Raw genomic sequence first — 23,644 nt, 5'->3', positions numbered from 1 at the left:
CATGTCGGTCATCGCCTACAGCGCCGCCCGCGCCTCCCTGAAGTCCTCGGGGGCGCTGCTCAACCGCAACTGGGTGGCCATGCGCCGCGCCTGGATCCTCGTGATCTCCGGCGCGGTCGAATCGCTGCTCTTCCTGTTCGCCTTCGGATTCGGCGTCGGCGCCCTCGTCGGCGACATCACCCTCCCCGACGGCACCACCGTCTCCTACACCGCCTACGTCGCGCCCGCGATCCTCGCCAACGCCGCCATGATGGGCGTGCTCGCCGAGACCTCCATCAACGTGTTCGCCAAGTTCAAGTGGATGAAGGTCTACGACGGCATCCTCGCGACCCCCTTGCGGCCCTGGGACGTCGCCCTCGGCGAGGTCTGGTGGGCGCTCATCCGCGGCGGCACCTACATCGGCGCGTTCGTCGTCGTCATGGGGCTCTTCGGGCTCCTGGACTCCTGGTGGTCGCTCCTGGCGGTGCCCGCGTGCGTGTTCATCGCCCTGGCGTTCGCCGGGATCGGCCTCACGCTCGCCACGGTCTTCCGCGACTGGCCCGACTTCGACTGGATGAACGCGGTCGTGTTCGCCATGTTCCTGTTCGGCGGCACCTTCACGCCCGTGGAGGCCTACCCGGCGTTCGCGCAGCCGATCGTCTACATCATGCCGCTCTACCACGGCATCGAGCTGGTGCGCGGCCTCAGCCTCGGCCAGCTCGGCCCGATGATGCTCGTGCACGTCGCCTACCTCATGGCGCTGTGCGTGACGGGCATGTGGATCGCGCAGAAGCGGCTGGCGAAGGCCTTGTACAAATAGGGGCAAGGTCAAGCAGCAGGCCGCGCCCTTCCTCACGAGGGGCGCGGCCGTCGCCGTTCAGCGCACGACACCGTTCAGTAAGAAGAATTTCTTCATATGTGACCTTCACAACGAAGAATTTCTTCGATACCGTCCTGTTATGGAACAGCGCCTCCACCTCCGACCGCGCTTGCAGCGCGTCGCGCTCCTCGTCACCGCCCTCCTCACCGCAGCCGCCGCAGCCTTCGCTCCGGCCCTGACGGCGAACGCCGACGAGATCACCGCCCAAGCGGTGAGCCACAAGAGCCCCTTCAACTGCAACAAGACCTTCTGGGCCAACAACTGGATCGACTCCCCGGCCCACAACCCGAAGAACACCATCGACTGGCAGAGCTACGGCTCCGACGCGATCAACGGCGAGAACGTGCGCGCCACCGCCGGCGGCACCGCCTACTTCTACAACGCCGGCAGCACCAGCTACGGCCTGTGGGTCCAGATCGTCCACTCCGACGGCTCCCGCACCCGCTACGCGCACCTGGCGACCATGGTCGGCGCCGTCGGCACCTCCCGCACGGTCGCTCAGGGCACGATCATCGGCACCGTCGGCTCCACCGGCGGCTCCTCCGCCCCGCACCTGCACTACGAGCAGCGCAACGCCTCCGGCACCGTCGTCACCCCCGTCATCCAGGGCATCCAGGTGCCCTACGGCTCCAAGAAGGCCATCACCTCGACCAACGCCTGCGGCAGCACCAATCCCTATACGCCCCAAGAGGTCTGCGGCTCGGGCTACACCGTGATCGACTCCCAGGCCGTCACCGGCGGCCGCGTCTACCTCCTCTACAACAGCGGCAACGGCTACAACTGCGTCACCACGATCAAGAGCACGAGCATCGGGACCGCCTCCGCCGTCTCGGCCGGCCTCCAGGTCGAGGGCGGCACCATGACCACCGACTCGGGGAGCTTCGCGTACTACGCGGGGCCGATCCGCAAGTACGCCGCCGATTCCTGCGTCAAATGGGGAGGATCGGTCGGCTCCAGCTCGTACCTGAGCGGCTTCGAGCACTGCGGTTAAAGGCCGATAGGCTGGGCGCGTGAGAACCCTGCTGCGACTCCTTACGACCGTCGCGCTGGCCTGCGCGCCCGCCTTCGCCGCCGTCGCCGTGAGCCCGGTGGCCGCACACGCCGCCGGAGGGCCGCAGGTCCTGGTCGTCACGACCGGGAACGCGGCGCAGGACGTGGCCGACTACGCGATCGAGCGCCTCCAGATGGAGGCGCGGCGCTGGAACTTCACCCTCACCGAGGGCACACCGGAACACCTCGAGCGCCTCGGCGGGTACGACGTGGTCATGTTCGTCAACACCGGCGCGGACTTCCTCGACGCGGACCAGCAGGAATCGGTCGAGACCTTCGTGGAGCAGGGCGGCGGCCTCATCGCCACGAACGCCGCGATCCAGAGCGAGACTGACTGGACCTGGTACCACGAGACGCTCGGCGCGACGGCGCTCCCGCCGGCCGACGCCTCGACCGAGGAGGCCGTCACGTTCAACTCCGGATCGCCGGTCACCGAGGGCCTGGACGAGGAGCTGAAGCTCACCGAGCACTGGTACTCCTTCGATCCCGCACCGGTGCAACCGGGTTCCACGGTGCTCGCGCAGCTCGGGTCCGGTCAGGCGGTGGCCTGGGTGGACGAGGAGCTGCCGGTCTTCTACGCCTCGCCCGGCGGCGAGGGGAAGACCTGGGGCGACCGGGACTTCCTGAAGCTCATGCGCCAGGCGATCTGGTGGAGCGCGGGCGAAGAGGGCGCCATGGTGCAGAACTCCGAGGACGCCGCTCCGGCCTGGCCGTACACGCTGACGTTCGCGATGTTCGTGATCGCCGTCGCCGGGGGCGGCTCGATCGCGGTGTGGCGCTTGGACAAGGCCGAGACGGAGAAGGAAGCGGCCGCCGCGCGGGCGTAGCCGCAAGGAGCAGAGCAGCGATCGGGCGGGCCGTCTCGAACTTCGGCCCGCCCGATCTGTACGCGATGCGCGCGGTGCACCTCCTGCGCCAGACGGCGCCGGACCGGCCCGAAGGGAAGTTCCCACGACCCACACTCTGGACGGTCATTTCGCCAAGAGGCCGAGCCGAATCCGGCACCGCGCGGATCGCAGTCTAAAGCCGCCCCACCACCGTCGTGGTCACAGGGGCGACGCCGTTGTCGAACGGCAGGTCCTCGTCCTCGGGCTCCTCGACCGGCGGGCCCGAACGCTGCTTGATCGAGACCTCCTCGAGCGGGATCGCCAGGAGCGCGGACATCGCGTTCTCCTTCTCGTTGGCCTCCCGTGACCGCTCGGCGCGGCCTTCGCCCATCCGGTTGATGAGGGCCTTGAACACGCTCCAGCGCTCGTCCGGGTCCGTGACGAGCTGCGCGTTCGCGTGGACGACGACGCTGCGGTAGTTCATGGAGTGGTGGAACCAGCTCTTGGAGTAGACGAGCCCGTCCACGATCGTGGCGGTGGCGCTCACGGCGAACCCTTCGCGCCCGCCCAGACCCATGCTGGAGCCCGTGGAGCCGTGCACGAACAGCGTGTCCCCGACGCGCACATGGAACGTCGGCAGCACGCGCGGCGCGCCGTCCGGCCCGACGAAGGCGAGGTCGACGAACAGCGCCTCGTCCAGCACCTGGTAGGCGGCGTCGCGCTCGTACGTGACCCGCTGGCGGGAGCGCCTCGGGATGGTGCGCTCGGTAGGGGTGAACTGGCCGCTGGAGGGGCATTCGAGGGCGGACATCGGGGGTGGCTCCTATCGCCGATTTATGTACTGGTACAATGCTTCAGTTATGTCGGTACAGTATCAGATCACCGGATCGGCGGCAAGCGAGATCGCCGCCAGCATCGAGTCCGGCGTGCGCTCCGGACAGCTCGCGCCAGGCCGCACCCTGCCCCCCGTCCGCAAGCTCGCCGCCGACCTCGGCGTCGCCGCCGGCACCGTCGCCTCCGCCTACCGGCGCCTGCGCGAACGCGGCGTCGTCGAGACCGGCGGCCGCGCCGGCACCTTCATCCGCCAGCGCTCCGCCTTCACCCCCACCGGCACCCTCACGGTCCCTTCGGGAGTGCTCGACCTCGTCTCCGGCGAACCCGACCCCGACCTGCTGCCCGACCTCGCCGCTCTCAAGCCGCGCGTCGACATCGTCCACGGCAACTACCGCGACGGCGGCCCCTGTCCGGACCTGCTCGACCTCGCCCGCGACCGCTTCGCCGCCGACGGCGTGCACGGCGAGCTCACCGTCACCTCCGGCGCGCTGGACGCCTTCGAACGCGGCCTCGCGGCCCGGCTCGAACCCGGCGACACCGTGGCGGTCGAAGAACCCACCTGGTCGAACGGGCGCGACCTCCTCCTCACGGCCGGATACCAGGTAGCGCCAGTGGCGATCGACGGCGAGGGGCCGCTGCCCGGCGAACTCGAAGCCGCCCTGGCCGCGGGCGCGAAGGCGTTCATCCTCACCTCGCGGGGCCAGAACCCCACGGGAGCGGCGGTCACCGCCGAACGCGCCGCCGCCCTCCGCGGCGTCGTCGCGCGCCACCCGGGCGTGTTCGTGATCGAGGACGACCACTGGGCCGAGCTCTCCCAGACCCCGCTGCACTTCGTCGCCGACGCCGCCGACCGGTGGATGTTCGTGCGCTCGACGTCCAAGCCCTACGGGCCCGACCTGCGCTGCGCGCTCGTCGCCGCCGACCCGGACACGAAGGCCCGCGTCCAGGGCCGCATGGCCATCGGCCACGGCTGGGTCTCATGCATCCTGCAGCACTTCGTGATCGCCGCCTGGACGGACGACATCGTCCAGGAGCGCGTCGCCACTGCGGGCCGCGTCTACGCCGAACGCCAAGGGGCCCTTCGCGAAGCGCTCGCCGCCCGCGGCATCGAGACGTGGGGCCGCGCCGGGCTCAACCTCTGGGTCCCGGTCGCGGACGAGACCGCCGCCGTCGTGGGCCTGCGGGACGCCGGCTTCGCCGTCGCGCCCGGCCGGGCCTACTCCTTCCACGGCCACCAGGGCATCCGCATCAGCACCACCCGGCTCGACCCCCGGCTCGCCGAAGCGGTGGCCGACGCCGTCGCCCAGTCCTCCGGGCCGGCGTCGCCGCCGATCTGACCCCGCCGCCCGGCCCCCACCGGGAGGCCACGGCCGCATCCCCCGATCCGGCCGACAACTCCAGAAAGGAACCCTCGTGACCGCCCCCCAGACCCCTGCACCCGTCCCGACCGAAACCGACCCCCTGGACGGCACCGCCGTCCTGCAGCAGCGCGTCCTGCGGACCCTCTTCCTCACGCAGATCATCGGCGGCCTCGCCGTCGGCATCGGCATCGCCGTGGGCGCCCTGCTCATCGAGGAGATGACCGGCTCGGCGACCTTCACCGGGCTCGCCCAGAGCCTCTTCGTCGGCGGCTCGGCGCTCGTCGTCGTCCCGGCCGTGCGCATCACCGAGCGCTTCGGCCGCCGCGGCGGCCTCGCCTTCGGCTACGGGTGCGCGGTCCTCGGCGCGGGCGTCGTGATCACCGCGATCAACCTCGGCAGCGCGCCGCTCGCGGTCACCGGCTACTTCCTGCTCGGCGCGGCCTCCTTCGCCGGGCTCCAGTCCCGGTACGCCGCGGCCGACCTCGCACCGGCGGCCCGCCGCGGCTCCCACCTCGCGCTCATCGTCTGGGCGACCACGATCGGCTCCGTCGCCGGCCCGTCCCTCGCCGGACTCGCCGAGCGGCTCTGGACCGGCTGGTTCGGCGGTCCCGCCTACATCGGCTCCATGGTCGCCATCGGCGTGCTCTGCCTGCTCACCGCCGCGGTCATCCTCGTGTTCCTGCGCCCCGACCCGCTCCTGACCGCCCGCGAGATCAGCGGCGAGACCGACGCCCCGAAACGCTCCATCGCGGACGGCTACCGCACCGCCAAGGCCAACCCGGCCGTGCGCACCGGCGTCATCGCCGCGGCCCTCGGCCACTTCGTGATGGTCGGCGTCATGGCCATGACCGCCGTGCACATCAAGCACGGCATGGCCGACCCGAAAGAGGCCCTCAGCGTCGTCGGCGTCATCCTCGGGCTCCACATCGGCGGCATGTACGCGTTCGCGCCGATCATCGGCCGCCTCGTCGACAAGCACGGCGCGCGCCCGGTCCTCATCGCGGGCACTGTGCTCCTCGTCGCCGCGTGCACCGTCTCGGGCTCCTCGCCCGCGGACGACCACGTGCGCCTCTCGATCGGCCTGGTCCTGCTCGGCGTCGGTTGGTCGGCCATGACCGTCGCCTCGGCCGCGCTCGTCACGGGTGCGGTCACCCCCGCCGAACGCCCGTCCACACAGGGCTTCTCCGACCTCGTCATGGGCCTGTCCGCCATGGCCGCCGGCCTCGCCTCGGGCCCGATCGTGGAGTACGCCAGCTACGGCATCCTCTGCGTCAGCTGCGCCGTGGTCGCCCTACTCGTCTTCCCGCACCTGCTCCGCAGGTCGCTGCCTGCGTAAGGGCGAACGGCCTGGCACGCCCGACCGCTCCCGCCAAAAACCGCATAGGATATATCCTATAGGATCCAGCTCAAGCTTATAGGATATATCCTATAGGATTTTGGTCAGTAGCCGTAGGCGCTGGGCGCGTTCTGGCCGCCGTCGACCGGGATCACCGCGCCGTTGATCGCCTTCGCCTTGTCCGAGAGGAGGAAGGCGATGACCTCGGCCACGTCGCGCGGGTCGAGGAGTTCCCGGTTCGGGAACTCCTCCAGGAACGCCTCGTAGCGGCCCGGGTCGGCCAGGCGCAGGCGGTCCCAGTTGCGGTCGGGGATGAGCATCGAGCCGGGCGCGACGGCGTTGACGCGCACCCCGGTCGGGCCGAGCTCGCGGCCGAGCACCGTCGCGGCGTGGTTGAGCGCGGCCTTGGTCGAGCCGTACGCGAGGCCGGGGGAGGGCTTGGTGCCGGAGATCGAGGAGACCAGGACCGCCGCGCCGCCGGTGCGCCGCAGCTGCGACAGGGCGGCCCGGAGGGCGGTCATCGCGCTGGTGACGTTGACGTTCAGCGAGTACGCCCAGTCGTCAGGCTCGGTGTCGACGATGCTCCGCCCGCGCGCGCCGCCGACATTCGCGACCAGGCCCTTGAGGTCTCCGAGGCGCCGCTGGGCCTCGTGCACGAACTCGACCATCAGCTCGGTGTCGTTGACGTCGAGCGCGCGGGTGGCGACCGGGACGTCGAATTCGGCGCGGAGCTTCTCGGCGAACTCGTTCAGCGGGGCGGCGTTCCGGGCGCAGAGCGCCAGCGGCACGCCTTCGGCGGCGAGCACCGAGGCCGTGGCCATACCCAGACCGTGGCTGGCACCGGTGATGAGGACAGGGCTGTTCAGTTGCATGCCGTTCATAATGACCCGTCCCGTCCAGTCGCCGCACCCGCCGGGTGGCGGGAGTTCATTCGAGCGCGGTGAAGAAGTCCCAGATCGCACTGCTGGCCCAGAGCGCATCGGGCGCGCCGGGAGCGCCGAACCACACGTGGCCGCCGTCGACCTGGTACTCGACCATCGGCACGTCGTCAGCGCACGTCCAGGAGCTGCGCTCGAAGTCACCGCCCGAGGTCTGCTCCGGCGCCGCGCAGGCCGCTTTCGCGCGCCACGCCTCCAGGACCGCCTGGCCCTCGGTGCGCGGATCGCTCACGCCCACGAAGGCCGCCAAGGGGATCGGCGTCTCCAGGCCCTCGACCTGCGCGAGGGTGTCGTGGGTGCCTGCGGGGACCACCGCGGCGGCGCCGGCGAGGCGGTCGCCGAGGCCGACCGCGGCGGCGAGCGTCATGTCGCCGCCGTTGGAGAAGCCGGTGAGGTAGATCCGCTCGGGGTCCGCGCCGCGCTCGGCGACGAGCTCGTCGATCAGGTCGGCGAGGAATGCGGCGTCCTCGCCGTCGGCCAGGGCGTCCCATTCGTTGGCCGGGTTCGACGGGTACACGGCGAGGAACCCGGCCTCCTCGGCCAGTGTGTCCATGTTGGAGGAGGCCCGTACCATCTCGCCGTTGCTGGGCATGCCGTGGAGCACGATCACCGTCGGCAGGAGCGCGTCGGCCTCGGGGCACTGGAAGGCCGCCGTGTAGGTGTAGTCGCCGAGGGCGGCTTCGGGCACGTCGGTGAACCGGCCCGGCTCGCAGTCGAGGGCCGCGACGGGCTCGGGGTCGTCGGCGGTGCAGGCGGTCAGGGCGAGGAGGAGTGCCGTCGCACCGAGGAGTCGCTTCATGCGTGGGAGCGTATTGCACTCCACTCTGGAGCGCCACTCTCCGAACGGACGAAACGCGGACGCGGTGGGGGCGGGCTGTTGCCCTCCGCGAATCATCGCCAGGTGCGCGGGGACGCGGACGAGACGAACGTTCGGCGTGTTTCCGACCGGATCTCGCTGTTACCATCGATATTGTGAGGGGGTGACCACGATGACTGACGCAGCACCGGAAGGCCACGAGGTGTCCGTCCCCGGCATCTCCGACGAGACCTACGAACGCCTTCGTAGGCAGGCTTCACTTCACCACAGGACCATCGAAGACGAGGCGCGGGAGCTCCTGGAACAGGGGATCGCCGCCACCGAGGAGGTGAACTTCGCAGATGTGATCCGCGAACGCTTCGCCTCCGGGGGCGGACTCGCAGATCTCGAGTTCCCCGCCCGGAACAACCCGGCGCGATGGGCGGAATTCGGGTCTTGATCATCCTCGACACGAATGTGGTCTCCGAGGTCAGCAAGATCAAGGGTGTCGACGAAAACGTCCAGTTCTGGTTCGTAACTCAGCGAGCGATCGGAATCACGGCCGTCACGCTCGGTGAGATCCGGTATGGCATCGATCGGCTTCCAGACGGCCGGAGGAAGCGCGAACTGCTGCTCCAGCTCGAGCGTTTCGTGCGCCAAGACCTCAACGGAAACATCATTTCCTTCGATGGAATCGCGGCGAACCATTTCGGCCTCATCGCGGCCAAACGCGAGAGCCTGGGCAGGCCGATCGACATCGCGGACTGTCAGATCGCCTCGATCTGCTACGCCAACCAGCTGACCCTGGCGACCCGGAACATCAAGGATTTCGAGGGCATCGGGATTGACTTGGTCAATCCTTTGCGCTGAACAACCTGCAGCCAAACCAAGTGCGTGTGGGCCGACCCCTCGGGGTCGGCCCACACGCACCTCCGTCAGCGCCAGGCGTGCAGCGGATTGTCGAGCCGACCGGCGTAGATCAGGCTCTCCTCCTGGTTCTCGATGTCGACCATCTGCTGGTTGTTCTTGAGCTGCAAGCGGTTCAAGCACGAGAGCGTGAAGCCCTCCTCGAACAGCGGGAACCGCGCGAACGCCTCGGCCAGCTCCGGGTGCGCGGCCTGGTAGTCCTTGAGCGACTCGGCCGCGACGCGCCAGAACTCGTCCTCGCTGAGCACGCCGTCGAGGTGGAGGTGCCCGGCGAGGAACCGCAGGAAGCAGTCCACGACGTCGGTGAGGATCGACAGGGCCCGCACGCCGTCGGGCACCTCGGCCCGGATGCGCGCGATCGCCTCGGGCACCGGCGTGGCGGCTTCGAGGACCGCGCACTCCTCGCCGATGTCCTTGAAGAACACGCGCTCGACCGCGCCGTCCTTGAGCACGAGGATCACGTTCTCGCCGTGGGGCATGAACACCAGGCCGTACCGGTACAGGCAGTGCGCGACCGGCACCAGGTAGGCGTCGAGGTAGCCGCGCAGCCAGTCGGCCGGGCGCAGGCCGGAGCGGCGGATGAGGGCCGACGCGAGCGGCTTCCCGTCGGCGTCCACATGCAGCAGCGAGGCCATGGTGGCGACCTGCTCGCCCTTGGCGAGCTTGGGGATCGGGCTCTCGCGCCAGAGCGCGGCGAGCATCTTCCGGTACGGCGAGCCCTTCGGCGCGCCGGCCGTGTAGGCCGGGTGCCGGTAGCCGACCGACGCGCGCTCGCGCAGGATCGTCACGCCGTGCCGCTTCAGCGTCGGGTCGCCGTGCACGAGGTCGGCCACGTAGTCGCTGATCGCGGGCGTGACCTCCATGTACTCGGTGGAGAGGCCGCGCATGAAGCCCATGTTGAGCACCGAGAGCGCGGTCTTCACATAGTCGGCCGCGGGCCGGGAGCGGTTGAAGAACGTGCGGATCGACTGCTGCGCCTGGAACTCGTCGTGGCCCTCGCCGAGGGGGATGAGCCGCCCGGCGGCGATCTCGGGCGCGAACGTCACGGAGATCTTGTTGCGCCACTGCCAGGGGTGCACCGGGATCAGGTAGACGTCCTCATAGGACAGTCCGCGGTCGGTGAGCATGGACCCGAAGTACTCCCGCGAGTCCGCGTCGAGCTGCGTGTCGAGCAGCCAGTCGAAGTCCAGTTCCGGCGAGGACGCGAACATCGCGTGCTCGCGCGGGGCCGCCAGCCACATGAGGCGCACGCCCGCCCCGGCTTCGGGCGCGTACGAGCGGTAGTCCTCGGAGGTGAAGCCGAGCCGGCCCGACCCTGCGACGAAGCACGGGTGCCCGCCGGTCATGCCCGCCTCGATCGCCTGGAACCCCGCGTCCGCGAGGGCCGCGGCGCTCAGCTGGCCCTCGCCGAGCTGGTAGGCCCCGCGGTTGATCGTCGCGGCGACCTCTTCGAGGTACACCGGCAGCACGGTGTCGCTCAGGCCGAGTTCGCCCCTGAAGGACAGGAAGAACGCGGCGGCGTCCAGCTCGAGGCCGTCGCCGGTGGCGTCGGTGCGCTCGATCGAGGCGGGGTCGACCACCCAGTGGTCGAGCTTGAAGCGGTGCGCGGTGAACCGGTACCGCTCCGCCCCGGCGGCGAGCGTGTACTCCTCGCCGTCCTTCACGGGCACCAGCAGCCGCTCGTGGGCGAACTCGCCGATGGCCTTGGCCAGCAGGTTCCTCGTGGCCTGCTGCCACAGCTGCGGGGTGAGGTGGTCGATGGCGCTCACGCGGGCACTCCTCTCGCGGCGGACCGCTCGAAATCGATTCGGGTGCAGAAGCTCAGCAGCGCCTGCTTGTCCTTGAGCTCCACGCTTCGCTCGGGCTTGAAGCCCACGAACTCGTTGAGGCGGTGGATGGCCTCGTTGCCGGTGTCCGGTTCCACGACCACTCGCTGCGCGCCGAAGCCGTCGAACAGCAGGTGCATGACGGTGGACATGACGCCCTTGGTGAATCCGGGGATCGGCTGCCCGGTGGGGGCGGTGAGCACGTGCATGCCGATGTCGCCCGCGGCCGGGGTGTAGACGCCCGCGAGCTCGGTCGCCGCCGGGTCGTAGACCTCGACGAGGAACCGGGCCCGGTAGTGGTAGAGCCCCATGTACGCGAAGTGCGCGGGGTTCACCTCGATGGCCTCGTGCTCGGCGAGCACGTCGGCCACGGAGGCGTCCTGCATCATCCAGTACCGCGCCTTGGGGTGCGTCACCCACTCGTGCAGGAGCGGGGAGTCGGTGGGCGGGTCGACCGGCCGCAGGCCGAAGTCGCCCAGCTGCGGGTGCAGGTGGTAGAACGTGCTGGGGGCCTTCATCACAGGGCTGCTCACGACTCTGGTGCTCCGAATTCCTGGAAGCCGATGCGGCGTTCGATGGGATAGACCTCCCGGCCGGTCAGGGACCGGATGATCCAGGAGTTGCGGTAGGCGGCCATGCCGAGGTCGGGGGAGACGAAGCCGTGGGTGGCGAGTTCGGCGTTCTGGACGAATATCTCGCCGCCGCCGGAGGCGTCGACGCTGTAGTCGCGGCGGGCCTCCAGGCGCCCGGTCGCGTCGAAGCGCAGCCGGTCGCGGACCCCGTCGAGGAACGCCGGCACGCGGTAACTGTAGCCGGTCGCCAGGACCAGTCCCTCGGTCTGGAGTTCGAAGGACCGGTCCTGCTCGTGCTGGCGCACGGAGAGCCGCACGCTCCCGCATCCCGCGGCCTTCTCCACGGTGCAGTTCGTGAAGAGCCTGGTCGGCACGGACCCGCGCTCGAAGCGCTTCTGGTACAGGAGGTCGAAGATCTCGTTGATGAGCTCGGTGTTGATGCCCTTGTACAGGTTCTTGTGGGCCGCGTTCAGCTCGTCGCGCTTCGGCGCGGGCAGCGCGTGGAAGTAGTCGACGTACTCCGGGCTGGTCATCTCCAGCGTGAGCTTGGTGTACTCGAGCGGGAAGAACCGGGGCGAGCGGGTGACCCAGTTCAGCTCGTAGCCGCCGCCCTCGATGTCGACCAGGAGGTCCCGGTAGACCTCGGCGGCGCTCTGGCCGCTGCCGACCACGGTGATGGACCCGCATTCGCGCAGTCGGTCCCGGTGCTCCAGGTACGCGGAGGCGTGGCAGACCGTGGGGCTCTCCAGCTCGCGGCACGCGGGCGGGATCCACGGGGGCGTGCCGGTGCCGAGCACGAGCCGCCGCGCGTAGTCCACAGTGGTGCCGCCGGGCCCTTCCGAGCGGACCGCGTAGACCCCGTCCTCCCAGGTCACTTCGGTGACGTTCCGTCCGAACCGGAGGTTTTCGAGCTTCTCGGCGGCCCAGCGCAGGTAGTCCTGGAACTCGGTGCGCAGCTGGTAGAAGGACTCGCGGATGTAGAACGGGTAGATCCGCCCGCTCTCCTTGAGGTAGTTGAGGAACGAGTACTCGGAGGTCGGGTCGGCGAGGGTGACGAGGTCGGCCATGAACGGCACCTGCATCGTGGTGCCCTCGATGAGCATCCCCGGGTGCCAGTCCACGTTCGGCTTGCGCTCCAGGAAGATCCCGTTGAGCCCCTCGATGGGCGCGGTGAGCGCCGCGAGGCCGAGGTTGAACGGCCCGAGGCCGATCCCGATGAAGTCGTGGGTCGTCGTGCCGGCGGCGCTCATGCGGCCTCCTGCGCCTTCTTGCCGTGGCGCGCGAGCGCTTCGAGCACGGGGACGATGTCGGCGAGTCCGGTCTCCGGGTTGAGCAGCGTGAGCTTGAGGGCGGTCCGGCCCTCCACCTTCGTGGCCGCGACCATGCCCTCGCCGGAGGCCGCGAGCGACTCGCGGGCGAGGCGGTGGGTGTCGTCGTCGGCCCCGGCGAGCCGGAACAGCACGGTGGAGAGCTGCGAGGGCGGCGCGGCGACCTCGAAGCGCGGGTCCGAGGCGAGCCAGTCCCAGGTCTGGTCGGCCAGGTCGCACACCCGGTCGAACATGGCGCCCAGGGCGTCGGGTCCCAAGGTGCGCAGCGTCATCCAGAGCTTCAGCGCGTCGAAGCGGCGCGTGGTCTGTAGGCTCTTGTCGACCTGGTTGGGGAACGCGGCCTCGGCCGGGTTGAGGTAGTCGGCGTGGTGCGTGACGTGGCGCAGCGAGGCCCGGTCGCGCACGATGAGCGCGGAGGAGCTGACCGGCTGGAAGAACGACTTGTGGTAGTCCACGGTGACCGAGTCGGCGTGCTCGATGCCGCCGAGGAGCCCGCGGTGCTGCCGCGAGACGAGGACGCCGCAGCCGTAGGCCGCGTCCACGTGGAACCAGACCCGGTGGGCGGCGGTGATCTCGGCGATCGGGCCGAGGGGGTCGACGGACCCGAAGTCGGTGGTCCCGGCGGTCGCCACGACCGCTGCGGGGACGAGGCCCTGCTCGCGGCAGGTCTCGATGGCCGCGTCGAGTGCGGCGGGGTTCATGCGGAACCAGTCGTCGGCGGGCACGGTGATCACGGCCTCCTCGCCGAGGCCGAGGAGCCGGGCCGCTTTGACGACCGAGAAGTGCGAGTGCGGGGAGGCGAAGAAGCGCAGGCGGGGGAGTACTTCGACGCCGCGCAGCGGCGTGCCGGCCTCGATCCGGTGCTTGAGCAGGACCGCTTCGACGGCCTCGTCCCGCGCCAGCAGCAGCGCCTGCAGGTTCGACTGCGTCCCACCGGAGGTGAAGATGCCGTCGGCGGCGGGGCCGAGGCCGATGCGGCCGGCGGTCCAGTCGATGAGGCGCTGCTCGATGAAGGTGCCGCCGGCGCTCTGGTCCCAGGTGTCGACCGAGGTGTTGACGGCGGCGAGCACGGTCTCGGCGGCGACGGCCGGGAGTGCGACCGGGCAGTTCAGGTGCGCGAGGTAGCGCGGGTGGTGGAACCAGACCGCGTCCTTGAGGTAGAGCTCGCCGACCTCGTCCATCGCGTCCTCGAAGGACTCCAGGGGCCGGTCGAGGTCCACCGCGGCGATCGCCGGGCCGAGGTCGGCGGGGGCGGCGCCGGTCCATGGCCGGTCGACCGCGGTGAACCGGTCGGCAAGGCGCCCTGCGACGTCGACGATCATGCCGCGGTAGGCGGCGGCCGATTCGCGGCCCAGGAGGGCCGGCGGGTCGGAGCTGGTGAGCGGCGCGGGAGCCGGACGGAGGTCGGCGCTTGTCAGCACGGAGGGTCACCTTTCGGAGAAGTACGGCGCGGAGGGACGGGAACTCGGAGTACCGGGGAACGTGTAGGTTAGGCTAACCTAAATGACGACCGCGCAGAAGAGCTGATCCCGAATGGTGACGTTCTCCACGAAATCTTGCGAAAGCTTCCCGCTCAAGGCATTTGCGCGCGGCGTCCCGCGCCATGCAAAGTCCTTAATGGACTGTGGGAATCGGCTGCGCCGCAGTGAAAAGCGTGCACGCACCGATGAAGAGTAGGTGTTGCGGCGGGGCCCGGGGGGAGCCACCGCCGCGCTCATATCGTGCAGTACAGGGCCTGAACTGTCTGTCACCAATCCGACAACATCGCGTCAGGCCCCGGAACTCCTAGGCGGACTCGGCGATCCAGTCCTCCACGACCCCGGTCATCGTCTCCAGCGGGATCGACCCGTTCGCGAGGATCCGGTCGTGGAAGTGCCGCAGGTCGAACGCGTCGCCCAGCGCCTCGCGCGCCCGCTCCCGCAGCGCGCCGATGTGCCGGCGACCGATCGTGTAAGCGAGCGCCTGGCCCGGCCACGCGATGTAGCGGTCGATCTCGTTGGCGATGTTGGCCTCCGAGAGCGCGGTGTTCTCGCGCATGTACGCGACCGCCCGCTCCCGCGACCACCCGAAGACGTGCATCCCGGTGTCCACCACCAGGCGGCAGGCCCGCCAGGCGTCGAACGAGACCATGCCGAGCCGCTGCAGGTCCCCGCTGTAGAGCCCGATCTCGTCGCAGAGCCGCTCGGTGTAGAGACCCCAGCCCTCGCCGAACGCCGTGACGTACGCGAACCGCCGGAACTGCGGCAGCCCGTCCAGGGTCTGGCCGAGCGCGAACTGGAGGTGGTGCCCCGGAACGGATTCGTGGAACGCGAGCGCCTCGTACTCGTAGCGGGCCCGGCTCGCGGGCTCGTACGTGTTCACCCAGTGGGTCCCCGGCCTGGACCCGTCGGCGGCGGGCACGGTGTAGTACGCGAGGGTCGCGCCCTTGGCCGCGGCCTCGGGGATCACCTCGACCGAGCAGGGCGCGATGTCGTAGTCGAGGAACGCCTTCGGCAGCGCCGCCTCGGCCCGCCGCAGCGCCTCGGTGACGTCGGCGAGGATCTGGTCCGCGTGCTCGTACCGCAGCGACCGGTCGTTGCGGAGCCGGTCGACGACCTCCGCGACATCGGACGTCCCCAAGGCCCGGGACCCGATCTCGGCGAACTCGCCGCGCAGCCTTGCGACCTCCTCGAGCCCGATCCGGTGGACCTCCTCGGGCGTCAGATCGGTGGTGGTGAACTGCCGCGAGGCAGCCGCATACCCTTCCAGCCCACCGGGAACACGGCACACCCCGACCTCGCCGTCACTGCGCGAGACCGGCAGGAACTCCGTCTCCAGGGCCTCGCGCCACCGCCCGAGCGACGGCCGCACCCGCTCGGCGACCAGGGCGGCGGCCTCGTCCTTCCAGCCGTCCACACCGGTGGGAGTGGGGGCCGTGAGCGGATCCTTCGCCAGGTCGGTGGCGAGGTAGTCGTCGATCTGCTCCATGACGGCGAGCACGCCGCGGCGGGTCTGGTGCCGCCCTTCGGCGGCGGCCTGCCGGTAGCGCTCGAGCACGGCGTCGAAGTAGTCGCCGAGCGAGCCGAGCCGCACGAGGTAGTCGCGGCTCCGCTGCTCGGAGTCGAGGCTCATGCGCGCCAGCGAGGAGAGCATCGTCGAGACGGGCCCGGTGATGGTGTTGGAGAGCCCGACCTCGCCGAGGGCCGCTTCGATGCCCGCCGACTGGTCGGCGGTGAGCCGCGCCAGCATGGAGTACGTGATCCGGTCCTGCCCTGCAAGGGCGTCCGCGTCGATCCCGTCGAGGCCCGTGCGGATCTCGGCGTGGTGCGCGAGCCGCACCCGGTCGCCCTCCCGGCTGGGGTCCGGCAGCTTGTCGTCGTATCCGGCGATGCCGTAGAAGCTGGCCGATGTGGGGTTGTCGGCCAAGTGGAAGTCGAAGTACCGCTGCGCCAGCGCAGCGAGCTGAGGGTCGCCCATGGCTCGACCCTACTTGGACGCCATGGGCTATGAATGGGAGCCGTCGCCGACACGAGGAGCACGCTCATGGGTGCGAACGCCGCCATCGTCTTTCTGGGAGAAGGCCTGCCGAAGGATGCGCTGCGCGATGCGCCGCCGCCCGACCCCGCCGCATCCGCCGCGCTCGCGGCGTCGGTGCTCGGCGCGCCGGTCGTCGAAGCACGCCGCGGCCCGCTCGCCGAGTCGACCTGGCCCCGCGAGGAGATGATCGGCACGGCGAGCTACCCGGACTTCGACCTGGTCTGCTTCAACCCGCTCGCACTGGACCGGCCCAGCGACCTGACCGAGTGGATCGAGCAGGTGTCCCCGACCGGGAGCGCGTACGGCTTCTTCATGCACAGCGTGGTGGACTTCTGCGCGATGGCGGTGTGGGAGCACGGGACCCTCCGCCGCTCGCTGAGCCTCGCCCCCGACAGCGGCATCATGGAGGACCTGGGCGAGCGGTACGACTTCGAAGGGCCGTTCTGGAACGGCGACCACTCGATCCACTACTACGCGCCCGAATACCCCTTCCCGTTCCACCCGCTCAACCTCGGCGAAGCCGCTCTGAACGCATGGTTCGGCTTCCACCTCGAAGGTCCGCCGGACACCGAAGTGGACGCGTGGGCGTTCGAGATCCCGTGCTACCGCCGTGCGGCGTTATGGCAAGGTGGGCGGCATGTCTGCAGCTCTCGTTCTGCCGCGCAGCGTCGAGGAGGCGGTCGCGCTGACGTCCGCCGGCCAGTCGTTCGAGTACGTGCACTTCTGGGGCCACTCGCCGAACGCCGACGGCAGCGCCGGCCGCGGCTGCCTGAGCCAGTGGTGGCCGGCGATGTTCACTGAAGCGGACCGCCGCTTCGCCTCGGCCGAGCACTACATGATGGCGCACAAGGCCTGGCTCTTCGGCGACGACGCGAGCGCCCGGAAGATCCTCGCCGCCGGCCACCCCGGCGAAGCCCAGGCACTGGGCCGCAAGGTCCGCGGCTTCGACCAGCGGACGTGGGAGGCCGAGCGCTTCGGCATCGTCGTGCGCGGCAACCTCGCCAAGTTCGGCCAGCACGACGACCTTCGCGCCTACCTTCTCGGCACCCGTGACCGCGTCCTGGTCGAGGCCAGTCCCCGCGACCGCATCTGGGGCATCGGCCTCGGCGGGACCGATCCCCTCGCCGCGTCCCCGCATACCTGGAAGGGCCTCAACCTCCTCGGTTTCGCCCTCATGGAAGCCCGCGCCCAGCTCGCCGACTCCTGATGCGCATCGGCATCACCGGCCACATGCACCTCACGGCCGCCACGGTCGACCTCGTCAGGTCCGCACTCCTCGCCGAACTCGAACGCTTCGATCCAGCGGCCTTGACCGGCGTCTCTTGCCTCGCCGAGGGCGCCGACGCGATCTTCGCGCAGGCCGTGCTCGACACGGGCGGTCGCCTGGAGGCGATCCTGCCCGCCCGCGACTACCGCGACACCCGAGCGGGCCCAGGCCACCGACCTGTCCTCGACTCGCTGACCGCACGCGCAGCAAGCGTCAACTACATCGCCGAGACGTCCTCTGTCCAGGCGTACGCCGCCGCGAACGACGCGATGCTCGCCTCGATCGACCTGCTCTTCGCCGTCTGGGACGGCGTCCCCTCGCCGAAACCGGGAGGCACCGCCGACGCGGTCGCCGCGGCCCGCGCGCGAGGCGTCCCGACCCAAGTCATCTGGCCCGAAGGCGCGCAACGCGGTTAGCGCGACTGCTCGACGGGAGCGCGTCGATGCCGTCGCCGTTGCGAGCCGTTCGGCGTCAACGGGATCGAAGGTGCGGAACGTGAGCGGCCCCGGTCGATCGCGCTGAGCGGCGCCGCCGGCGGATGCTCGATGCACCCGTGGATCGGCGCCCTCACGAACGGCTCCGGCGGGCACTACGCTCGATCGCGGACCGCGTCCCGACTGGCGCGGGTGGTGAAAGGGCAGTGACATGACCGAACTCGCGGGTGCCGCCGGGTATCTCCTCGAAGCCGGGATGCTGAAGCGCGCCCGGCGCTCCGGCTGGTGGATCGCGGGGGTCCGCGATCCTGAGAGCATCGCCGAGCACAGCTGGCGGGCGGCGGTGACCGGCATGGTCATCGCCAGTCTCGAAGGCGCGGATCCGGCCCGGACCGCGCTGCTGTGCGTCCTCCACGACACCCCGGAGACGCGGATCGGCGACATCCCCAGGATCGGGCACGACTACCTCACCGCCGTCGACGCGCTCGACGTCGTGGCCGATCAGACGGCGGAGTGCCCGCCGCGCATGAGCGAGGCCATCCGCGACGCCGTCGCCGAGTTCGAGGCGGGGGAGACCCCGGAGGCGATCTGCGCGAACGACGCCGACAAGCTCGAATGCCTGGTCCAAGCCGTCGAGTACCGCCAGCAGGGGGTCGCGACCGTGCAGCCCTGGATCGACAGCGGCCTCGCCGCCCTGCGCACCGACACCGCCCGCAGCCTCGCCCGCGAGGTCCTCGAGAAGGAGCCCCTCGCCTGGGAGCTCGTGCGCCGCAAACCCGACTCGTGACGACCGCAAGCGGCGACCGGCCCGGGGAAACGAAAAAGCCCGGATCGGCTTTCGCCGTCCGGGCCGTTCCCACTGTCTCAAGGTGGCTCCCCAACTTGGACTCGAACCAAGAACCTGCCGATTAACAGTCGGCTGCTCTGCCAATTGAGCTATTGGGGAAGGGGTTCGAGCTCGGCTTTCGCCGTGCGAACCGGATATGACAGTACAGGACCGGCGCGGGCGGGTGCCACCGGGGTGGGTGTGGTGTGGGTCCGATCCGGGCGGGTGAACGGGACCGAATCGGGCGACGCGTTTCCGTCATGGGCCGCGTGGGCACCCTCACATGGGGCAGAATGGCCGCTATATGCGGCAACGCACAGTGAACTCCAGAGCACAGTGAAACGAACTCCCAGAGCAGAGTGAAACCAGATCGGCCCGCGGGTCGGCCGAGGAGGCAAATAATGCGGAAGTGGTATCTCGTAGCAGGGTTCGCGGTCGGATACGTCCTGGGGGCGAAGGCCGGGCGGGAACGTTACGACCAGATCGTCGACTACACCAGGCGCGTGACCGGGAACGACAAGGTCCAGGAGGTCGCCTCGACCGTTCGCACCCAGGCGAACAAGGCCGTGGACGCGGCGCAGGACAAGATCAAGGGCACCAAGTTCGGCGACATCGTGGAGAGCTTCACGGCGAACGCCGACGAACCCCCAAAAGCTGAGCCCTGGGACTCCGCCGGGGTGACCACGCCGGCGCGGAGCGACAGGGCGCTGCGCGGGGATTCCTCCGGCTTCTGAATCCACTGAAGGCGCACGGCGCGGCGGGCGGGACTGCGGTCCCGCCCGCCGCGCTCTGCTATGCCGGGGTGATCCGGGCCCGCAGGCGCAGGTCGGCGACGCTGCGGCCTGCGGCCACTGCCCATGCGCCCGGGACGGGCCGCCAGGCGTGGTCGGCCTCGCTCCAGAACTGGAACGAGCGCTCCTCGAGCGGGATGGTCACTGCCACGGTCTCGCCCGGGGCCGCCTCGATCGCGGCGAAGCCCGCGAGGCGGTGCGGCTCGATGCCGCCCGCGATGTCCACGCCGGCCTCGGGGGAGAGGTAGACCTGGACGACCTCGCGGCCGGTCGCCGCGCCGCTGTTGCGGACCCGCACGGTCGCTTCGCCGGCTTCGACCGTGAGGTCCTCGTACGTCCACTCGGTGTAGGAGAGGCCGTGCCCGAACCAGAACGCGGGCTCGGCGGCGTCGCGCTGCTCCCAGGCGCGGTAGCCGATGAACACGCCTTCGTCGTAGTGCAGCTCGCCGTCAGCGGGCACGACCTGGACGACGGGCGCGTCCTCGAGGCGCCGCGGCCACGTGGTGGTGAGGCGCCCGCCGGGTTCGGCACCGAGCAGGACGTCGGCGAGCGCGTGCCCGCCCTCCTGGCCGGGGAACCAGGTCAGGAGGATCGCGGCGACGTCGTCGGACCAGGGCATCTCCACCGGTGAGCCGGTGTTGACGACGACGATGGTGTTCGGGTTCGCCTCGGCGACGGCCGCGACGAGCTCGTCCTGGCGGCCGGGCAGGCGCAGGTCGGGCCGGTCGAAGCCCTCGGACTCGGTGAGGGCGGTCGTGGAGACGACGACGACGGCCACTTCGGCGGCGCGGGCCGCCTCGACCGCTTCGGCGATGAGCCGGTCCTCGTCAGGGCGGGGCCCGGTGTGCATGAGCCCGAACAGGACTGAGGGCGGGAACCCGGGCGGGAAGGAGAACGGGGCGAACTCCAGGCGGACCGGGACCTGCTGTCCCGCTTCGAGGTGGAGGGTCACGCGTTCGACGCCGGGGCCGAAGAACGCCTCGAACGGGTCGTCGCCGGTGTAGTCCTGGTCCGCGTCGAAGCGGACCTCGCCGCCGATGCTGAGCTTGTGGTGGCCGAAGCCGCGGGTGCCGAAGACGTGGTCGCCCGTGGCGGTGACGGTGAAGACGCCTTCGAGGACCGCGTGGGAGAACTCGTCGGGCGCCAGCCCGCCGGGCACGTACCCCATCCATTTGACGTCGCCGTTGGCGAGGGGCTCGGCGGGCAGCTCGGTGCCGTCGGTCCGCACGGGCCGCACGCTGAGGTCGAAGCCCTTGCCGGCGGCCAGGATCTGCTCGAAGAGGTCCACACCCTGCGCGTACTGGACGCGGTCGCCGAGGGCCTCGCGGAGGCCGTCGAGCGGCGACACGACCTTGGGCGGGAAGACCGTGGCGGAACCGCCGCCGAGGATGCGGGCTTCGGCCGCGGCCGGGCCGATGAGCGCGACGCGGCCGACCGAGTCGGCGGCGAGCGGCAGGATCGGCGTCTCGCCGCCTTCGGGGGCGTCGTTCTGCGCGAGCACGAAGGAGCGCTGGGCGATCTCGCGCAGCAGCGCCTCCGGATCGGCGACGGCTTCGCGCCGTTCGCCGACTGCGGCCTCGACGCCTTCGAGGGCGCCGACGCGCGCGGCGAGCTTGAGCATGCGGCGCACGGCCTCGTCGACGTAGGTCTCGCTGGTGCGCCCGTCGCGGACGGCCGCGACGAGGTCCTTGCCGTACACGGTGAACGGGCCGGGCATGGCGAGGTCGAGCCCCGCTTCGATGCCCTCCACGGTGTGGCGGGCCGCGCCCCAGTCGGAGACGTTGAACCCGTCGAATCCGAACTCCTCGCGCAGCACCGCCATGAGCTCCTGGTGCGCGGTCATGGTGTGGCCGTTGACGGAGTTGTACGCGGTCATGACGCCCCACGGGCGCACGGCCGCGGTGACCATCTCGAAGGGCCGCAGGTAGAGCTCGCGCAGCGTCCGCTCGCCGATGATGTTGTCCACAGTGAACCGGTCGGTCTCGGCGTCGTTGCCCACGTAGTGCTTCATCGTGGTGGCGACGCCGCACTCCTGGACCCCGGCCACGTACGCCTGGGCGATGCGCCCGGTCAGGTACGGGTCCTCGCTGAACGCCTCGAAGTGGCGCCCGCCGAGCGGGGAGCGGTGGAGGTTGATGGTGGGCGCCAGCAGCACGTCCACGTCCTTGCGGCGGGACTCGGCGGCGAGCAGGTTCCCGATGCGGCGCACCAGCTCGGGGTCCCACGAGGCGGCCTGCGCGGTGGGGCTCGGCAGCGCCAGGGACGGGTCGGCGGCGGTCCAGAAGCGGCCGCGCACGCCGATCGGGCCGTCCGACACGGTCATCGACCGCAGCCCGGCCTCGGGCACCGCGATGGTGCGCCACATGTCGAGCCCGGCCAGCAGGTCGGCCTTCGTCTCCAGGTCCATCTTCGCGAGGGCCGCTTCGACGGCCTCCGCATACTCGGGCCGGTCGGCCGGGATGACCCAGTCGCTCATGGCGCCCTTCCTTTCGGTGTTCCTCGTCGATCCCCTCGGGGCGGCATCTGCGAGTCTCCCACGCTTACCGAGCAACCGGTAGGTTTAGTCGCCGAACCGTTACCATCTATGCTCTGTCCAAGGACTCCCGCAGATTCGAGACGCCCATGCCGAGCATCCAGCACAGCGCCCGCGGCCACGCCCGCCGCGACGAGATCGTGCGGGCCGCCATCGAGACCATCGCCGAACGCGGCTACCGGGGCGCCAGCCTCGCCGCCGTCGCCGAGAAGGCCGGCCTCAGCCAGCAAGGGCTCCTGCACTACTTCCGGAGCAAGGAGGACCTGCTCATCGGGGTCCTCCAATGGCGGCACGAGACCGACACCGGCGGGCGCGACATCGTCGCCGAACCGATGTCCCTCGCCGCCACCCAAGGCGTCGTCGAGGCCAACGCGCACCGCGAGGCCATCGTCCGCACCTTCTCGGTGCTGCTCGGCGAGTCCGTCACCGGCGACCACCCCGCCGCCGAGTACTTCCGGCTCCGCTACCGCCGCGTCCGCGAGGCCATGACCGCGACGCTCCGCCTGGAATGGGGTGACCGGCTCCCGTCCGGCCTCACCCCGGAGGAGGCCGCGCCGCTCGCCGTCGCGATCATGGACGGTCTCCAGTTCCAGTGGCTCCACGAGCCCGAGTCGTTCGACATGCCCGCTGCATTCAGGGCATTCGTGCGGCTCCTCGATCCGAAAGCGGCACCTTGACAGACAGCCCCGCGACCCTGCCCGCCCTCGACGCGCTGGCCTGCCCGAACTGCGCAGGCCCGCTCACGCAGGCCGACCGCCGCCTGTCCTGCCCCGACGGGCACTCCTTCGACCTGGCCAAGCAGGGCTACGCGCCGCTGCTCGCCCCCGGGTCGAACACCACCACCGGTGACACCGCCGACCAGATCGCCGCCCGCGAGGACTTCCTCGACTCCGGCGTCTACGACCGGCTCATGGCCGCGGTCGCGAACGCCTCGCTCACCGACGCCCCCGGCGCGGTCATCGAACCCGGTTGCGGCACCGGGCACTACCTCGCCGCCGCGCTCGCAGTCGACGCCTCGCGCGCGGGCATCGGCCTCGACACCTCGAAGTACGCGCTGCGGCGCTGCGCCAAGCGCACCGTCCCCGGAAGCGAACCCGGGACCGGACGGCGCCTCGCCGCGGTGCTCGCCGACGCGTGGCAGCGCCTGCCGATCCGGGACGGCGCCGCCGCCGCGGTCCTCAACGTCTTCGCCCCCCGCAACGCCGACGAGATCGCGCGCGTACTCCACCCGCAAGGCGCCCTCGTGGTCCTCACCCCCAGGCAGGACCACCTGCGGGAACTCATCGGCACCCTGGACATGCTGAGTGTCGACCCCGAGAAGGAGCAGCGCACCGCCGACCAGCTCGGCACCCGCTTCGAGGCCGAGCGGACCGACGAGGTCGTGTACTCGGTCGGCTTGGGGCACAGCGAGGTCCTGCGGCTCGTCGGAATGGGCCCGAGCGCCCGCCACCTCGACGCCGCCGCGCTCGCGGCGACGGTGGCCGCACTGCCCGAGCGGATCGAAGTCCAGGTCGCCGCGAACGTGACCCGGTGGCGCAAGAAGCATTGACGTGCCTCGATGCATGTGCCGTCGGGAACCGGCCCCGGCCGTGGGCGAAGCGCCCGGCTCGGGGCACTTGTCCT

General features: G+C 70.5%; 23 protein-coding genes and 1 tRNA gene. 14 read left to right on the top strand and 10 right to left on the bottom strand.

Annotated features, from left to right (window positions below; translation table 11 throughout):
* The first annotated feature begins 1 nt into the window (after window position 1).
* From AB0I03_RS11405 to AB0I03_RS11395, 3 genes are all read left to right on the top strand, one after another.
* Window positions 2-799, top strand: a complete 798-nt coding sequence (locus tag AB0I03_RS11405) for an ABC transporter permease (protein WP_360410267.1) — start codon at window positions 2-4, stop codon at window positions 797-799.
* 139 nt (window positions 800-938) lie between these two features.
* Complete coding sequence (locus AB0I03_RS11400) at window positions 939-1,850, top strand: M23 family metallopeptidase (protein ID WP_360410264.1); 912 nt, start codon at window positions 939-941, stop codon at window positions 1,848-1,850.
* A 19-nt stretch (window positions 1,851-1,869) separates the two neighbouring features.
* A complete protein-coding gene (locus tag AB0I03_RS11395; RefSeq protein WP_360410261.1) occupies window positions 1,870-2,736 on the top strand; it encodes a ThuA domain-containing protein in 867 nt (288 codons plus the stop codon).
* Window positions 2,737-2,929: 193 nt separating this feature from the next.
* On the opposite strand, the gene AB0I03_RS11390 is transcribed toward AB0I03_RS11395, so the two are convergent.
* Complete coding sequence (locus AB0I03_RS11390; protein WP_360410258.1) at window positions 2,930-3,547, bottom strand: pyridoxamine 5'-phosphate oxidase family protein; 618 nt, start codon at window positions 3,545-3,547, stop codon at window positions 2,930-2,932.
* 49 nt (window positions 3,548-3,596) lie between these two features.
* Here AB0I03_RS11390 and AB0I03_RS11385 point away from each other — a divergent pair, with 49 nt between their 5' ends.
* Together AB0I03_RS11385 and AB0I03_RS11380 are read left to right on the top strand one after the other, a co-directional pair.
* On the top strand, window positions 3,597-4,907 hold the full coding sequence (locus AB0I03_RS11385; protein WP_360410255.1) for an aminotransferase class I/II-fold pyridoxal phosphate-dependent enzyme: 1,311 nt from the start codon (window positions 3,597-3,599) through the stop codon (window positions 4,905-4,907).
* Between the two features lie 76 nt (window positions 4,908-4,983).
* Window positions 4,984-6,267: an MFS transporter gene (locus AB0I03_RS11380; protein ID WP_360410252.1), complete on the top strand. Its 1,284-nt coding sequence runs from the start codon at window positions 4,984-4,986 to the stop codon at window positions 6,265-6,267.
* A gap of 104 nt (window positions 6,268-6,371) precedes the next feature.
* On the opposite strand, the gene AB0I03_RS11375 is transcribed toward AB0I03_RS11380, so the two are convergent.
* Window positions 6,372-7,139, bottom strand: coding sequence for an SDR family oxidoreductase (locus AB0I03_RS11375; protein ID WP_360410249.1), 768 nt, complete (start codon window positions 7,137-7,139; stop codon window positions 6,372-6,374).
* A gap of 55 nt (window positions 7,140-7,194) precedes the next feature.
* Window positions 7,195-8,004, bottom strand: coding sequence for a PHB depolymerase family esterase (locus AB0I03_RS11370; RefSeq protein ID WP_360410246.1), 810 nt, complete (start codon window positions 8,002-8,004; stop codon window positions 7,195-7,197).
* Between the two features lie 190 nt (window positions 8,005-8,194).
* On the opposite strand from AB0I03_RS11370, the gene AB0I03_RS11365 reads away from it, so the two are divergent.
* Complete coding sequence (locus AB0I03_RS11365; protein ID WP_360410243.1) at window positions 8,195-8,461, top strand: hypothetical protein; 267 nt, start codon at window positions 8,195-8,197, stop codon at window positions 8,459-8,461.
* The gene (locus AB0I03_RS11360; protein WP_360410240.1) at window positions 8,458-8,871 is read left to right on the top strand and encodes a type II toxin-antitoxin system VapC family toxin; all 414 of its coding nucleotides are present in this window, start codon (window positions 8,458-8,460) and stop codon (window positions 8,869-8,871) included. The genes AB0I03_RS11365 and AB0I03_RS11360 overlap by 4 nt, the downstream gene beginning before the upstream one ends.
* Before the next feature lie 65 nt (window positions 8,872-8,936).
* On the opposite strand, the gene AB0I03_RS11355 is transcribed toward AB0I03_RS11360, so the two are convergent.
* The 5 genes from AB0I03_RS11355 to AB0I03_RS11335 all read right to left on the bottom strand — a co-directional run bounded on the left by AB0I03_RS11355 (window position 8,937) and on the right by AB0I03_RS11335 (window position 16,110).
* A complete protein-coding gene (locus AB0I03_RS11355) occupies window positions 8,937-10,697 on the bottom strand; it encodes an IucA/IucC family siderophore biosynthesis protein (protein ID WP_360410237.1) in 1,761 nt (586 codons plus the stop codon).
* Window positions 10,694-11,287: a GNAT family N-acetyltransferase gene (locus tag AB0I03_RS11350; RefSeq protein ID WP_360410234.1), complete on the bottom strand. Its 594-nt coding sequence runs from the start codon at window positions 11,285-11,287 to the stop codon at window positions 10,694-10,696. Before AB0I03_RS11350 ends, AB0I03_RS11355 begins: the two co-directional genes overlap by 4 nt.
* Entirely contained in the window at window positions 11,284-12,576 is a 1,293-nt protein-coding gene (locus AB0I03_RS11345; RefSeq protein WP_360410231.1) for a lysine N(6)-hydroxylase/L-ornithine N(5)-oxygenase family protein, read from the bottom strand. The genes AB0I03_RS11350 and AB0I03_RS11345 overlap by 4 nt, the downstream gene beginning before the upstream one ends.
* Window positions 12,573-13,976 (bottom strand): aspartate aminotransferase family protein, encoded by a 1,404-nt coding sequence (locus AB0I03_RS11340; RefSeq protein ID WP_360411050.1) that lies wholly within the window; start codon window positions 13,974-13,976, stop codon window positions 12,573-12,575. The genes AB0I03_RS11345 and AB0I03_RS11340 overlap by 4 nt, the downstream gene beginning before the upstream one ends.
* Before the next feature lie 463 nt (window positions 13,977-14,439).
* A complete protein-coding gene (locus tag AB0I03_RS11335) occupies window positions 14,440-16,110 on the bottom strand; it encodes a DUF885 domain-containing protein (protein ID WP_360410228.1) in 1,671 nt (556 codons plus the stop codon).
* Between the two features lie 66 nt (window positions 16,111-16,176).
* On the opposite strand from AB0I03_RS11335, the gene AB0I03_RS11330 reads away from it, so the two are divergent.
* From AB0I03_RS11330 to AB0I03_RS11315, 4 genes are all read left to right on the top strand, one after another.
* Window positions 16,177-16,971, top strand: coding sequence for a hypothetical protein (locus AB0I03_RS11330; RefSeq protein WP_360410225.1), 795 nt, complete (start codon window positions 16,177-16,179; stop codon window positions 16,969-16,971).
* A complete protein-coding gene (locus AB0I03_RS11325) occupies window positions 16,886-17,377 on the top strand; it encodes an NADAR family protein (protein ID WP_360410222.1) in 492 nt (163 codons plus the stop codon). The genes AB0I03_RS11330 and AB0I03_RS11325 overlap by 86 nt, the downstream gene beginning before the upstream one ends.
* Window positions 17,377-17,853, top strand: coding sequence for a hypothetical protein (locus tag AB0I03_RS11320; RefSeq protein WP_360410219.1), 477 nt, complete (start codon window positions 17,377-17,379; stop codon window positions 17,851-17,853). Before AB0I03_RS11325 ends, AB0I03_RS11320 begins: the two co-directional genes overlap by 1 nt.
* 229 nt (window positions 17,854-18,082) lie before the next feature.
* Window positions 18,083-18,658 carry an HD domain-containing protein gene (locus tag AB0I03_RS11315; protein WP_360410216.1) on the top strand — a complete coding sequence of 192 codons (576 nt, stop codon included), beginning with the start codon at window positions 18,083-18,085 and terminating at the stop codon, window positions 18,656-18,658.
* Between the two features lie 83 nt (window positions 18,659-18,741).
* Here the strand turns inward: AB0I03_RS11315 and AB0I03_RS11310 are convergent.
* Window positions 18,742-18,817: transfer RNA gene (locus AB0I03_RS11310), tRNA-Asn, on the bottom strand.
* A 281-nt stretch (window positions 18,818-19,098) separates the two neighbouring features.
* Here AB0I03_RS11310 and AB0I03_RS11305 point away from each other — a divergent pair.
* Window positions 19,099-19,431 (top strand): YtxH domain-containing protein, encoded by a 333-nt coding sequence (locus AB0I03_RS11305; RefSeq protein WP_360410213.1) that lies wholly within the window; start codon window positions 19,099-19,101, stop codon window positions 19,429-19,431.
* Window positions 19,432-19,489: 58 nt separating this feature from the next.
* On the opposite strand, the gene AB0I03_RS11300 is transcribed toward AB0I03_RS11305, so the two are convergent.
* The gene (locus AB0I03_RS11300) at window positions 19,490-21,964 is read right to left on the bottom strand and encodes a glycoside hydrolase family 3 C-terminal domain-containing protein (RefSeq protein WP_360410210.1); all 2,475 of its coding nucleotides are present in this window, start codon (window positions 21,962-21,964) and stop codon (window positions 19,490-19,492) included.
* Window positions 21,965-22,110: 146 nt separating this feature from the next.
* On the opposite strand from AB0I03_RS11300, the gene AB0I03_RS11295 reads away from it, so the two are divergent.
* Both AB0I03_RS11295 and AB0I03_RS11290 read left to right on the top strand, forming a co-directional pair.
* On the top strand, window positions 22,111-22,698 hold the full coding sequence (locus tag AB0I03_RS11295; protein ID WP_360410207.1) for a TetR/AcrR family transcriptional regulator: 588 nt from the start codon (window positions 22,111-22,113) through the stop codon (window positions 22,696-22,698).
* Window positions 22,695-23,570 carry a putative RNA methyltransferase gene (locus AB0I03_RS11290; protein ID WP_360410204.1) on the top strand — a complete coding sequence of 292 codons (876 nt, stop codon included), beginning with the start codon at window positions 22,695-22,697 and terminating at the stop codon, window positions 23,568-23,570. The genes AB0I03_RS11295 and AB0I03_RS11290 overlap by 4 nt, the downstream gene beginning before the upstream one ends.
* Window positions 23,571-23,644 lie beyond the last annotated feature (74 nt).

The sequence above is a fragment of the Glycomyces sp. NPDC021274 genome, assembly GCF_040641195.1.
Classification (GTDB): domain Bacteria; phylum Actinomycetota; class Actinomycetes; order Mycobacteriales; family Micromonosporaceae; genus Glycomyces.
This window is presented reverse-complemented; position numbering and strand designations above follow the sequence as displayed.

Bases quoted from the DNA above. Each gene is read 5' to 3' on its own strand.
- AB0I03_RS11320 (WP_360410219.1), top strand. From the start codon at position 17,377: ATGCGCATCGGCATCACCGGCCACATGCACCTCACGGCCGCCACGGTC.
- AB0I03_RS11385 (WP_360410255.1), top strand. From the start codon at position 3,597: ATGTCGGTACAGTATCAGATCACCGGATCGGCGGCAAGCGAGATCGCC.
- AB0I03_RS11375 (WP_360410249.1), bottom strand. From the start codon at position 7,139: ATGCAACTGAACAGCCCTGTCCTCATCACCGGTGCCAGCCACGGTCTG.
- AB0I03_RS11295 (WP_360410207.1), top strand. From the start codon at position 22,111: ATGCCGAGCATCCAGCACAGCGCCCGCGGCCACGCCCGCCGCGACGAG.
- AB0I03_RS11315 (WP_360410216.1), top strand. From the start codon at position 18,083: ATGACCGAACTCGCGGGTGCCGCCGGGTATCTCCTCGAAGCCGGGATG.
- AB0I03_RS11390 (WP_360410258.1), bottom strand. From the start codon at position 3,547: ATGTCCGCCCTCGAATGCCCCTCCAGCGGCCAGTTCACCCCTACCGAG.
- AB0I03_RS11335 (WP_360410228.1), bottom strand. From the start codon at position 16,110: ATGGGCGACCCTCAGCTCGCTGCGCTGGCGCAGCGGTACTTCGACTTC.
- AB0I03_RS11300 (WP_360410210.1), bottom strand. From the start codon at position 21,964: ATGAGCGACTGGGTCATCCCGGCCGACCGGCCCGAGTATGCGGAGGCC.
- AB0I03_RS11405 (WP_360410267.1), top strand. From the start codon at position 2: ATGTCGGTCATCGCCTACAGCGCCGCCCGCGCCTCCCTGAAGTCCTCG.
- AB0I03_RS11400 (WP_360410264.1), top strand. From the start codon at position 939: ATGGAACAGCGCCTCCACCTCCGACCGCGCTTGCAGCGCGTCGCGCTC.
- AB0I03_RS11330 (WP_360410225.1), top strand. From the start codon at position 16,177: ATGGGTGCGAACGCCGCCATCGTCTTTCTGGGAGAAGGCCTGCCGAAG.
- AB0I03_RS11370 (WP_360410246.1), bottom strand. From the start codon at position 8,004: ATGAAGCGACTCCTCGGTGCGACGGCACTCCTCCTCGCCCTGACCGCC.
- AB0I03_RS11340 (WP_360411050.1), bottom strand. From the start codon at position 13,976: ATGATCGTCGACGTCGCAGGGCGCCTTGCCGACCGGTTCACCGCGGTC.
- AB0I03_RS11305 (WP_360410213.1), top strand. From the start codon at position 19,099: ATGCGGAAGTGGTATCTCGTAGCAGGGTTCGCGGTCGGATACGTCCTG.
- AB0I03_RS11365 (WP_360410243.1), top strand. From the start codon at position 8,195: ATGACTGACGCAGCACCGGAAGGCCACGAGGTGTCCGTCCCCGGCATC.
- AB0I03_RS11345 (WP_360410231.1), bottom strand. From the start codon at position 12,576: ATGAGCGCCGCCGGCACGACGACCCACGACTTCATCGGGATCGGCCTC.